This window comes from Pseudomonas sp. UBA6562, from assembly GCF_002434265.1.
In the GTDB taxonomy this organism is placed as follows: domain Bacteria; phylum Pseudomonadota; class Gammaproteobacteria; order Pseudomonadales; family Pseudomonadaceae; genus Aquipseudomonas.
In genome coordinates this window covers 463,201-475,300 of record NZ_DJJS01000004.1, presented here as the reverse complement: position 1 = coordinate 475,300, position 12,100 = coordinate 463,201, and the positions used below count along the sequence as shown (strand labels likewise).

The following is a 12,100-nucleotide window of genomic DNA, read 5'->3' as shown; positions in this document are numbered from 1 at the left end:
ATTACGGCAGAAGGGGGATTTTAGCGAAATCAGACCCCTTCCCCTGATTGCGTAGGAGCTTTCTTACTTACCAGCGAGTGCGGCTTCGCGGGCCTGTAGACGGATGCGTCGGCGCGCACGCAGCACGGCGTAGCTGCCCAGCAGCGGACCAACAGCCAAACCGACGATCAGGGCGGCCAGAACCGGCACGGCTACGGGCATGGCCGGAGACACCCAACCAAATAGCCCCAGCGATACGTCCTGCTGATTCTCGAGCACGAAGAACAACACGATCGCTGCCAGCAACAACACCAGCACTGCCACCAGGGCACGTTTGAGATTACGCATCAGGCATTCCTTGCGGCACTCAAGGCTTCTGCCTCGTGCTCATCTTCGTTGACTCGGTCCCGTAGTTCTTTGCCCGGCTTGAAGTGCGGTACGAACTTGCCTTCGAGGCTGACCGACTGCCCGGTTTTGGGATTACGCCCTACTCGCGCGGAGCGATAGTGCAGAGAAAAGCTGCCAAAACCACGGATCTCGATACGATCCCCAGTGGCCAGGCATTGCGACATTTGTTCAAGCATGGTCTTGATTGCAAGTTCCACATCCCGAGGCGAGAGCAGCCCCTGGTGGGTAACGATGCGTTCGATCAGCTCCGACTTGGTCATGTTTTTCCCTTCGTTATCAAGCAGCTAGATCATTGCTTACTCAGGTTGTAGCACGCTCGGCCGGATTTGAACAGGCCGCTTCTTGACTTGATCGAAAATTTCAAGAACAGCGTAATGAGCGCCTGCAAACAGACCCGAATCGATAACCAAAGGTTCGCCTTTCGATGCCATATGGGCAATAAAGATCGAATACGACAAAACATCGACCAAAAAAAAGGGTGACCGAAGTCACCCTTTTTTCGTACCGAACAGAACTTAGTTCTGTTTAGCCATCGCTTCGCGCAGCAGCGCAGCCATGGTGGTATCGGCAGCGGCTTCCGGAGCGGCTTTCAGGCTCTGGATCGCTTCGCGCTCTTCAGCATCGTCCTTCGATTTGATGGACAGGCTGATGACGCGGGACTTGCGGTCGACGCTGATGATCTTGGCTTCGATCTCTTCGCCTTCTTTCAGCACGTTGCGCGCGTCTTCAACGCGGTCACGGCTGATTTCGGAGGCTTTCAGGGAAGCTTCGATGTCGTCGCCCAGGGTCACGATAGCGCCTTTGGCGTCAACTTCCTTGACGATACCTTTGACGATAGCGCCCTTGTCGTTGACAGCAACGAAGTTGGAGAACGGATCGTCTTCCATCTGCTTGATGCCCAGGGAGATGCGCTCGCGCTCTGGATCAACCGACAGGATGACGGTTTCCAGCTCGTCGCCCTTCTTGAAGCGACGCACGGCTTCTTCGCCGGCTTCGTTCCAGGAGATGTCGGACAGGTGGACCAGACCGTCGATGCCGCCTTCCAGACCAATGAAGATACCGAAATCGGTGATCGACTTGATGGTGCCGGAGATCTTGTCGCCCTTGTTGAACTGGCCAGAGAAGTCTTCCCATGGGTTCGACTTGCACTGCTTGATGCCCAGGGAGATACGACGACGCTCTTCGTCGATGTCCAGAACCATGACTTCCACTTCGTCGCCAACCTGAACGACTTTCGACGGGTGGATGTTCTTGTTGGTCCAGTCCATTTCCGAAACGTGTACCAGACCTTCGACGCCTTCTTCCAGCTCAGCGAAGCAGCCGTAGTCGGTCAGGTTGGTGACACGCGCGGTCACGCGGGTGCTTTCTGGGTAGCGCGCTTTGATAGCGACCCATGGATCTTCGCCCAGCTGTTTCAGACCCAGCGAAACGCGGTTGCGCTCACGGTCGTACTTCAGGACTTTGACGTCGATCTCGTCACCAACGTTGACGATCTCGGAAGGATGCTTGATGCGCTTCCAGGCCATGTCGGTGATGTGCAGCAGGCCGTCGACGCCGCCCAGGTCCACGAAGGCGCCGTAGTCGGTGAGGTTCTTGACGATACCCTTGACCTGCTGGCCTTCCTGCAGCGATTCCAGCAGCGCTTCGCGCTCTGCACTGTTCTCGGCTTCCAGGACGCTGCGACGGGAAACGACAACGTTGTTGCGCTTCTGGTCCAGCTTGATGACCTTGAATTCCAGCTCTTTGCCTTCGAGGTGGGTGGTGTCGCGCACTGGGCGGACATCAACCAGGGAGCCCGGCAGGAACGCACGGATGCCGTTAACGTCGACAGTGAAGCCGCCTTTAACCTTACCGTTGATAACGCCCTTGACCACTTCTTCGGCAGCGAAAGCAGCTTCCAGAACAATCCAGCACTCGGCGCGCTTGGCTTTTTCACGGGACAGCTTGGTTTCGCCAAAGCCGTCTTCGACCGCGTCCAGCGCAACGTGAACTTCGTCACCGACCTTGATGGTCAGCTCGCCAGCTTCGTTGAAGAACTGCTCGAGCGGGATGACGCCCTCGGACTTCAGGCCAGCGTGAACGGTAACCCAGTCGCCGTCGATGTCGACAACGATACCGGTGATGATTGCACCCGGCTGAAGATTGAGGGTTTTCAGGCTTTCTTCAAAGAGTTCTGCAAAGCTTTCGCTCATTTTCATTCCTGTAGATTTGGGCGAAACAGACGCCCATCGCCACACTCCAGACAATGTGGGTTTCGTTTAGATAAAGAAAAGCCGGCAGGACGATGACTGGTGCACCTGACGGCTTTCCTGGTGATCAGGCCAGATCGCGGAGGGCGATCTCGCTTCTGATACGTTGCAGCACCTGGTCGATGGACAACTCGGTCGAGTCCAGCTGTATGGCATCGGCCGCCGGCTTGAGCGGGGCCACTGTACGCTGGGTATCACGCTCATCGCGTGCCCGTATCTCATCTAGCAGACTCGACAGACTAACAGCTTCGTTCTTGCCCTTCAACTGCAGGTAACGACGGCGCGCCCGTTCCTCGGCGCTGGCCGTGAGGAAAATCTTCAACGGCGCGTCGGGGAACACCACCGTGCCCATGTCCCGACCGTCGGCGATCAGCCCCGGCAGCTCGCGGAAGGCCCGCTGGCGCTGCAACAGCGCATCGCGCACGGCCGGTAGCGAAGCCACCGCCGAAGCGCCGGCGGCGACCGTTTCGGTGCGGATGACGCCACTGACGTCTTCGCCCTCTAGGATGATCTGCTGCAGCCCGCCCGGCTGAGCCGCGACGAACTGCACGTCCAGGTGGGCGGCCAGGATCTTGAGCGACTCTTCGTTGGTCAGGTCGACGCCATGGTTGGACGCATTGAAAGCCAGCAGACGGTACAGCGCGCCTGAATCGAGCAGCCGCCAACCCAGTTCGCGCGCCAGCAAACCGGCTACCGTGCCCTTGCCCGAACCGCTCGGGCCGTCGATGGTAATGACGGGGGCGATCACGACTTGCCCTCTTCCGCCACGCGGATGCCGACTTCGGCGCACAGGCTGAGGAAGTTGGGGAACGACGTGGCGACGTTGGCGCAATCGTGGATACGGATCGGCGCAGTGGCGCGTAGCGAAGCGACGCTGAAGGCCATGGCGATGCGATGGTCGCCGTGACCGTGCACTTCGCCACCGCCGATGATGCCGCCTTCGATGACGATGCCGTCCGGCGTGGGTTCGCATTTGACGCCCAGGGCGATCAAACCATCGGCCATCACCTGGATGCGATCCGATTCCTTGACCCGCAATTCTTCGGCGCCGCGCAGCACCGTGCGCCCTTCGGCGCAGGCCGCCGCCACGAACAGCACCGGGAATTCGTCGATGGCCAGCGGTACTAGCTCTTCTGGAATCTCGATGCCCTTGAGCTTGACGCCGCGCACGCGCAGGTCGGCCACCGGCTCGCCGCCGACTTCGCGCTGGTTTTCCAAGGCGATGTCGCCGCCCATCAGGCGCAGGATGTCGATCACGCCCGTGCGGGTCGGGTTGATGCCGACATGCTCGAGGACCAGCTCCGAGCCTTCGGCGATGGAAGCCGCCACCAGGAAGAAGGCTGCCGAGGAGATGTCGGCCGGCACTTCGATGCGGGTCGCGCGCAGCGTGCCGCCGGAGGTCAGCGAGGCGACCGGGCCGTTCGAGTCCACCGCATAGCCGAAGCCGCGCAGCATGCGCTCGGTGTGGTCGCGGGTCGGCGCAGGCTCGGTGACGGTGGTACGGCCCTGTGCGTACAAGCCTGCCAACAGCAGGCAGGATTTGACCTGTGCACTGGCCATCGGCAGTTTGTAGTCCAGCGCCTTGAGCGTCTGTCCACCGCGGATGGTCAGTGGCGGGCGCCCTTCCGGGCCGGTCTCGACCACCGCGCCCATCTCGCGCAGCGGGTTGGCCACACGGTTCATCGGACGCTTGGACAGCGAGGCGTCGCCGGTCATGGTCACGTCGAACGGCTGGGCGGCCAGCAGCCCGGACAGCAGACGCATGGAGGTGCCGGAGTTGCCCAGGTAGATCGGCCCGGGCGGCGGCTTGAGGCCGTGCAGGCCGACGCCATGGATGGTCACGCGGCCATGGTGCGGCCCTTCGATGACAACGCCCATGTCACGGAAGGCCTGCAGCGTCGCCAGGGCGTCTTCGCCCTCGAGGAAGCCTTCGACCTCGGTCGTGCCTTCGGCCAGCGAGCCGAGCATGATCGAGCGGTGGGAAATGGATTTGTCGCCCGGTACGCGGATACGCCCGGACAGGCGGCCACCCGGTTGGGCCAGGAAGATCAGGTCGTTGGCGTTCATAGCGTCCACATAGGCCCGGCGGGCCAGGATTGTACTGAAATGTTCGCGGGCGACCTTGGCGCGGGTGAATACACCCAGCAGCTGGTGCCCATCCCCAGCATCGACCGCGTCGCGCAAGGCGTCGAGATCGCTGCGAAATGTGTCCAGTGTGCGCAGGACGGCCTCGCGATTGGCGAGGAAGATGTCGTGCCACATGATCGGATCGCTGCCTGCGATCCGGGTGAAATCACGGAAACCGCCCGCCGCATAGCGGAAGATTTCCAGGTTCTCGTTGCGCTTGGCCAATGAGTCGACCAGACCGAACGCCAGCAGGTGCGGCAAATGGCTGGTGGCGGCCAGCACTTCGTCGTGGCGCTCCACGGTCATGTGCTCGACGTCCGCCTCCAACACGCGCCATAGCCGGTCGACCACTTGCAAGGCGTCACTCTCGGTGTTCGCCAAAGGCGTGAGGATGACCTTGTGGCGACGGAACAGCGCCGCGTTCGACGCCTCCACCCCGCTCTGCTCGGAGCCGGCGATGGGATGGCCCGGCACGAAACGCGCCAGGCGCTGGCCCAGGACCCGCTGCGCCTCGCGCACCACATTGCCCTTGGCGCTGCCGACGTCGGTGATCACCGCCCGGCCCAGGTCGAGCGTAGCCAGCACGGCCAGCACCTTTTCCATGGCCAGGATCGGCACCGCCAACTGGATCACGTCGGCACCGACGCAGGCCACCGCCAGATCGGCCTCGCAGCGGTCCACCACGCCCAGAGCCACTGCCTGGCGACGCGACTCGGCGTCGAGATCGACACCCACCACTTCGCGGCACACGCCGCTTTCGCGCAGACCCTTTGCAAACGAACCGCCGATCAGGCCGAGGCCGACGACGACCAACCGACCGACGATCGGGTCCGCTGCTTTCACTACCGCTTCAACCACGCGTGTACATCCTGTTCCGTACGGCCGTCGAGGCCCATTGCTGGCCGGCGCTCATGAGCCGACCCTGCGTTTTCACAGCACGGCCTTCGGATAAGAGCCCAGCACCTTCAAGCCCACCGCCTCTTGGCTGATGGTTTCCAGCACAGCCTTGATCAGCGGATCGCGGTGGTGGCCGACGAAGTCGATGAAGAACACGTACGTCCACTTGCCGCTGCGCGAAGGGCGCGTCTCGATGCGCGTCAGGTCGATGCCGTTGTCGTGGAACGGCACCAGCAGTTCGTGCAGCGCGCCGGGCTTGTTGCTCATGGAGACGATGATCGAGGTCTTGTCGTCGCCGGTCGGCGGCACTTCCTGGTTGCCGATCATCAAGAAGCGCGTGGAGTTGTCCGGGCGGTCTTCGATCTTCTCGGCCAGACGGCTCAGCCCATACAGGTTGGCCGCCATTTCACCGGCGATCGCCGCCGAGTTCCACTCGCCTTTGACGCGCTTGGCCGCTTCGGCGTTGCTCGACACGGCGATGCGCTCGACGTTCGGGTAATGTGCGTCCAGCCATTTGCGACACTGGGCCAGGGACTGGGCATGGGAGTAGATGCGCGTGATGCTGTCGGTCTTGGTGTTCTCGCCCACCAGCAGGTGGTGGTGGATGCGCAGCTCGACTTCGCCGCAGATGACCATGTCGTGCTCGAGGAAGCTGTCGAGGGTGTGGCTGACGGCGCCCTCGGTAGAGTTCTCCACCGGCACCACGCCGAAGTTCACCGCACCGGCGGCCACTTCGCGGAACACTTCGTCGATGGCCGCCATGGGTCGGCTGATCACCGCGTGGCCGAAATGCTTCATGGCCGCGGCTTGGGTGAAGGTGCCTTCAGGGCCGAGGTAGGCCACTTTCAGCGGTTCTTCCAGGGCCAGGCAGGAGGACATGATTTCACGGAACAGCCGGGCCATTTCCTCGTTGCCCAATGGCCCCGGATTGCGCTCCATGACCCGCTTGAGCACCGCCGCCTCGCGCTCGGGGCGGTAGAACACCGGCTGCTCGCCCTCGGCGAGGCTGGCGGTCTTGACCCGGGCGACTTCCTGAGCACAGCGGGCGCGGTCGCTGATCAGTTCCAGAATCTTTTCGTCGAGGCTGTCGATGCGCACCCGCAGCGCCTTGAGTTCATGCTCGGACATCAGGCGTGCTCCTTCTCGAACTCGGCCATGTAGGCCACCAGTGCCTCGACCGCTTCCAGGCCCAGGGCGTTGTAGATCGAAGCGCGCATGCCGCCCACCGAACGGTGGCCCTTGAGGTTGAGCAGACCACGGGCGTCGGCGCCGGCCAGGAAGGCCTTGTCCAGGCGCTCGTCGGCCAGGCGGAACGGCACGTTCATCCAGGAGCGGGCGTTGTGGCTGATCGGGTTGCTGTAGAACGCGCTGGCGTCGATGAAGCCATACAGGCGCTCTTTCTTGGCCCGGTTGCGCTGCTCCATGGCCTGGACGCCGCCCTGCTCCTTGAGCCACTCGAACACCAGGCCCGAGAGGTACCAGGCGTAGGTGGCCGGGGTGTTGTACATCGAGCCGTTGTCGGCCGAGACCTTGTAGTCGAGCATCGTCGGGCAGCTGCTGCGGGCACGGCCGAGCAGGTCTTCGCGCACGATCACCACCACCAGACCGCTGGGGCCGATGTTCTTCTGCGCACCGGCATAGATCAGGCCGTACTGCGACACGTCGATCGCACGCGAGAGGATGTCGGACGACATGTCGACCACCAGCGGCACGTCGCCGGTCGCCGGTACCCAGTCGAACTGCAGGCCGCCGATGGTTTCGTTGGAGGCGTAGTGCACGTAGGCCGCGTCGGGCGTCAGCTGCCATTCGTTCTGGCCGGGGATGGCCAGGTAGTCGTAGGGCTTGGCGCTGGCCGCGACGTTGACGTTGCCGAAGCGGCGCGCTTCGTCGATGGCTTTTTTCGACCAGATGCCGGTTTCCACGTAATCGGCCGTGCCGTTTTCCGGCAGCAGGTTCAGCGGAATCTCGGCGAATTGCTGGCTGGCGCCGCCCTGGAGGAACAGCACCTTGTAGTTCGAGGGGATGGACAGCAGATCGCGCAGGTCTTGCTCGGCCTTTTCCGCGATGGCGACGTAATCGTCGCTGCGGTGGCTCATCTCCATCACCGACAGGCCTTTGCCATGCCAGTCGAGCATTTCCGACTGGGCACGCTGCAGGACGGCGTCAGGAAGCGCAGCAGGGCCTGCGCAGAAGTTAAAGGCTCGTTTGCTCACATCCACTCTCGCTCTGCTCTGGTCAGTCAACGGGGCGACCTTTGTCGCCCCGTCGGGTTTGCTACATGTTATTCCTGGCCGGGCTCTTCGGCAGCCGCCTGGCCGTCTTCGTCCTGGCCCTCGGGCGCCAATGGCTCGAGCCCTTCTTCGTCAAGCTCGATCAGTTCGTCCAAGTCTTCGGAAGGCTCCTGGATCCGCTCCAGGCCCACCAGAGTCTCGTCGCTGGCCAGCTTGATGAGGGTCACGCCCTGAGTGTTGCGACTCAGGCTCGACACCTCGCCGACGCGGGTGCGGACCAGGGTGCCCTGGTCGGAGATGAGCATGATTTCCTCACCTTCGTGCACCTGGATGGCGCCGATCAGGTTGCCGTTGCGCCCTTTGGTGCCCATGGCGATGACGCCCTGGCCACCGCGACCGCGACGCGGGAACTTGGACAGCGGGGTGCGCTTGCCGAAGCCGCGCTCGGACGCGGTGAGGATCTGCGCGCCGGACTCGGGGATCAGCATCGAAATGACTTCATGCCCTTTCGGCAGGCGCATACCGCGCACGCCACGGGCGCTACGGCCCATCTGACGCACCACGCCCTCGGCGAAGCGGATCACCTTGCCGGCGCTGGAGAACATCATGACTTCCTTGGCGCCGTCGGTGATGGCTGCGGCGATCAGGGTGTCGCCTTCCTTGAGCTTGACGGCGATCAGGCCGCTGCTGCGCGGACGGGCGAACTGGGCCAGCGGGGTCTTCTTGACCGTACCGAGGGCGGTGGCCATGAAGATGAACGCGCCGGTCGGCTCGGCCACCAGTTCGGCGGTGTCGCCGTCTTCTTCGTCGACTTCTTCGGGCTCGATGACTTCGCCTTCGAGCACGGTGTCGTCGCCCTCTTCCAGCTCTTCGTCCGGATCGGCCTGTTGTTGCAGGGCCTCGAGGTCGATCTGCAGCATCGCGGTGATGCGTTCGCCCTCTTCGAGCGGCAGCAGGTTGACCATCGGCCGGCCGCGCGCGGCGCGCGACGCTTCGGGGATGTCGTAGGTCTTGAGCCAGTACACCTTGCCCTTGCTGGAGAACAGCAACAGGGTGGCGTGGCTGTTGGCGACCAGCAGGTGTTCGATATAGTCCTCGTCCTTCACGCCGGTCGCCGACTTGCCCTTGCCGCCGCGGCGCTGGGCCTGGTAGGCGGTGAGCGGTTGGGTCTTGGCGTAGCCACCGTGGGAGATGGTCACCACGCGCTCTTCTTCCGGGATCATGTCGCCGTAGTTGAGGTCGTGGCGGGCGTCGAGGATTTCCGTGCGGCGCACGTCGCCGTATTCGGCACGGATGGCTTCGAGCTCTTCGCGGATCACTTCCATCAGGCGCTGGGCGCTGCTGAGGATGCGGATCAGCTCGCCGATCTGGGCGAGGATTTCCTGGTACTCGGCCAGCAGCTTTTCGTGCTCCAGGCCGGTCAGGCGGTGCAGGCGCAGGTCGAGGATGGCCTGGGCCTGTTCCGGCGACAGCCAGTACTTGCCTTCGTGCAGGCCGTACTGCTCGGGCAGGTCTTCGGGGCGGCACGACTCGGCACCGGCGCGCTCGACCATGACCTGCACGGCCGAGGATTCCCATGGCGTGGAGACCAGGGCTTCCTTGGCTTCCGACGGGGTCGGCGAGGCCTTGATCAGGGCGATGACCGGGTCGATGTTGGACAGCGCGACCGCCTGGCCTTCGAGGATGTGGCCGCGCTCGCGGGCCTTGCGCAGCTCGAAGACGGTACGCCGGGTCACCACTTCGCGGCGGTGGCGGACGAAGGCTTCGAGCAGGTCCTTGAGGTTGAGCAGACGCGGACGGCCATCGATCAGGGCGACGATGTTGATGCCGAACACGCTTTGCAGCTGGGTCTGCGAGTAGAGGTTGTTGAGCACCACCTCCGGCACCTCGCCGCGACGCAGCTCGATGACGATGCGCATGCCGTCCTTGTCGGACTCGTCGCGCAGCTCGGTGATGCCTTCGAGCTTCTTCTCCTTGACCAGCTCGGCGATCTTCTCGATCAGACGCGCCTTGTTCAGCTGGTAGGGCAGCTCGGTGATGACGATCTGCTGACGACCGCCGACCTTGTCGATGTCTTCGAAGCTGGAGCGTGCGCGCATGTAGATACGCCCGCGACCGGTGCGGTAGGCCTCGATGATGCCCTGGCGACCGTTGATCTGCCCGGCGGTGGGGAAGTCCGGGCCCGGGATGAACTGCATCAGCTCATCGACCGTGATCTCGGAATTGTCGATCAGCGCCAGGCAGCCGTCGATGACTTCGCCCAGGTTGTGCGGCGGAATGTTGGTGGCCATGCCCACGGCGATGCCGCTGGAGCCGTTGACCAGCAGGTTGGGGATGCGCGTGGGCATGACCGCCGGGATCTGCTCGGTGCCGTCGTAGTTGGGCACCCAGTCGACGGTTTCCTTGTGCAGGTCGGCCAGCAGCTCGTGGGCCAGCTTGGACATGCGCACTTCGGTGTATCGCATGGCCGCGGCGTTGTCGCCGTCGACCGAACCGAAGTTGCCCTGACCGTCGACCAGCAGATAGCGCAGCGAGAACGGCTGGGCCATGCGCACGATGGTGTCGTACACGGCGGTGTCGCCGTGGGGGTGGTACTTACCGATGACGTCACCGACCACACGGGCGGATTTCTTGTACGGCTTGTTCCAGTCGTTGCCCAGCTCGCTCATCGCAAACAGAACGCGGCGATGCACGGGCTTCAAGCCGTCACGCGCATCGGGCAGCGCTCGCCCGACAATCACGCTCATCGCGTAGTCGAGGTAAGACTGTCTCAGTTCGTCTTCGATATTGACCGGGAGGATTTCTTTGGCCAGTTCGCCCATGAGAAGCCTGATTCCTTTTTCTGGTGAAACTCCGTCAAATCCCACCTGGGACGAACGAAGCTCGCCGCCGCAACGCACAAGGGTGCGACGACTTACGACAAATCAATGAGTTGTGACATGGATCTGCGCAATGAGGACGGCCGACATGGGCCGCCTTGGAAACTGCCGGATGTTACCACAACGACCGGGGCGATGGGAGATGCGCCAGGCATGCAAAGCCTGCCGTCCACGCAGCGCCACCCGCCCCTGCCGGTGCGTCAGTGCAGCCGTTTGCGGCATACCAGCTGCGCGATCTTGGCCGTGTCGGGGCGCTCGATGACCCCGCGTTCGGTGACGATGGCATCGATCAGGTCGGCCGGCGTCACATCGAACACCGGATTGACCACCTCGACCGCCGCCACGCGCTCGCCCGGCGCTTCCAGCAACTCGTCGGGGTAGCGCTCTTCCAGCGGGATGTCTTCGCCGCTTTCCAGGTTCAGGTCGATGCTGGTGCTGGGCGCCACCACCATGAAGCGCACGCCGTGGTGCATGGCCGCGACGGCCAGCTGGTACGTGCCGAGCTTGCCGGCGACGTCGCCGTTGGCGGCGATGCAGTCGGCGCCGACGATGACCCAGGTGATGCCCTTGGTCTTCATCAGGTGCGCGGCGGCGGAATCGGCGCACAGGGTCACGGCCACGCCTTCGTTGGCCAGCTCCCAGGCGGTCAGGCGCGAGCCTTGCAGCCAGGGCCGGGTTTCGTCGGCATAGACCCGCTCGACCATGCCCTCGAGTTGCGCCGCGCGGATCACCCCCAGGGCGGTGCCGATGCCGCCACAGGCCAGGGCGCCGGCGTTGCCGTGGGTGAAGAAGATCTGCTCGCTGCCCTGATGCCGGCGAATCAGCTCGACGCCATACTGGGCCATGGTCAGGTTGGCTTCGCGGTCGCTTTCGTGGATCGCCACGGCCTCGGCCAGCAGCGCGGCGACCAGGTCTTCGCCGGGGCGCACGCGCAGCCAGCGCTCGCGCATGCGATTGAGCGCCCAGAACAGGTTGGCGACGGTGGGCCGCGATTCGGCGAGAGACAGGAAGTCTTCCTCCAGCGCCTGCTCCCAATCGTCGCCCTCGGCCAAGCGCTCGCGCATCGCCAGCACCAGGCCGTAGGCCGCGCTGATGCCGATGGCCTGGGCGCCGCGCACGGCCATGCCCTGGATCGCCGACACCACCTGCGCCACCTCGGTGCACGCCAGCCAATGCTCCTGCGCGGGCAACAGGCGCTGGTCGAGCAGGTGCAGCGCGCCGTCGCGCCAGCGGATGCTGACCACCTTCTCTGCCGCCAAGAGTCGCTCGCGCATTACCTTTACCCGCCGTTCGCCTGTGAAAAACGGCGGAGTATACCGAGCTGTTTCCG

Annotated in this window: 9 protein-coding genes; all 9 read right to left on the bottom strand. The window is 63.6% G+C overall.

Features of this window, described 5'->3' with window-relative positions:
* Positions 1-63 precede the first annotated feature (63 nt).
* Positions 64-327: a LapA family protein gene (locus tag B4M43_RS06425; RefSeq protein ID WP_296265225.1), complete on the bottom strand. Its 264-nt coding sequence runs from the start codon at positions 325-327 to the stop codon at positions 64-66.
* On the bottom strand, positions 327-647 hold the full coding sequence (ihfB, locus tag B4M43_RS06420) for an integration host factor subunit beta (protein ID WP_296265223.1): 321 nt from the start codon (positions 645-647) through the stop codon (positions 327-329). Before ihfB ends, B4M43_RS06425 begins: the two co-directional genes overlap by 1 nt.
* Before the next feature lie 255 nt (positions 648-902).
* Positions 903-2,579 carry a 30S ribosomal protein S1 gene (rpsA, locus tag B4M43_RS06415; protein WP_296265350.1) on the bottom strand — a complete coding sequence of 559 codons (1,677 nt, stop codon included), beginning with the start codon at positions 2,577-2,579 and terminating at the stop codon, positions 903-905.
* 124 nt (positions 2,580-2,703) lie between these two features.
* Positions 2,704-3,381, bottom strand: a complete 678-nt coding sequence (cmk, locus tag B4M43_RS06410; protein ID WP_296265348.1) for a (d)CMP kinase — start codon at positions 3,379-3,381, stop codon at positions 2,704-2,706.
* Positions 3,381-5,621, bottom strand: a complete 2,241-nt coding sequence (locus tag B4M43_RS06405; RefSeq protein WP_296265221.1) for a bifunctional prephenate dehydrogenase/3-phosphoshikimate 1-carboxyvinyltransferase — start codon at positions 5,619-5,621, stop codon at positions 3,381-3,383. Before B4M43_RS06405 ends, cmk begins: the two co-directional genes overlap by 1 nt.
* Positions 5,622-5,693: 72 nt before the next feature.
* Positions 5,694-6,788, bottom strand: a complete 1,095-nt coding sequence (pheA, locus tag B4M43_RS06400) for a prephenate dehydratase (RefSeq protein ID WP_296265219.1) — start codon at positions 6,786-6,788, stop codon at positions 5,694-5,696.
* Positions 6,788-7,873 (bottom strand): 3-phosphoserine/phosphohydroxythreonine transaminase, encoded by a 1,086-nt coding sequence (serC, locus tag B4M43_RS06395; protein WP_296265217.1) that lies wholly within the window; start codon positions 7,871-7,873, stop codon positions 6,788-6,790. The genes pheA and serC overlap by 1 nt, the downstream gene beginning before the upstream one ends.
* Positions 7,874-7,941: 68 nt before the next feature.
* Positions 7,942-10,713 carry a DNA gyrase subunit A gene (gene gyrA / locus B4M43_RS06390; protein ID WP_296265215.1) on the bottom strand — a complete coding sequence of 924 codons (2,772 nt, stop codon included), beginning with the start codon at positions 10,711-10,713 and terminating at the stop codon, positions 7,942-7,944.
* Between the two features lie 257 nt (positions 10,714-10,970).
* Complete coding sequence (mtnA, locus tag B4M43_RS06385; protein WP_296265214.1) at positions 10,971-12,044, bottom strand: S-methyl-5-thioribose-1-phosphate isomerase; 1,074 nt, start codon at positions 12,042-12,044, stop codon at positions 10,971-10,973.
* Positions 12,045-12,100: the final 56 nt, after the last annotated feature.

Coding starts and splice junctions, on each gene's coding strand:
- ihfB (WP_296265223.1), bottom strand. CDS start 647: ATGACCAAGTCGGAGCTGATCGAACGCATCGTTACCCACCAGGGGCTG.
- mtnA (WP_296265214.1), bottom strand. CDS start 12,044: ATGCGCGAGCGACTCTTGGCGGCAGAGAAGGTGGTCAGCATCCGCTGG.
- pheA (WP_296265219.1), bottom strand. CDS start 6,788: ATGTCCGAGCATGAACTCAAGGCGCTGCGGGTGCGCATCGACAGCCTC.
- gyrA (WP_296265215.1), bottom strand. CDS start 10,713: ATGGGCGAACTGGCCAAAGAAATCCTCCCGGTCAATATCGAAGACGAA.
- B4M43_RS06425 (WP_296265225.1), bottom strand. CDS start 327: ATGCGTAATCTCAAACGTGCCCTGGTGGCAGTGCTGGTGTTGTTGCTG.
- rpsA (WP_296265350.1), bottom strand. CDS start 2,579: ATGAGCGAAAGCTTTGCAGAACTCTTTGAAGAAAGCCTGAAAACCCTC.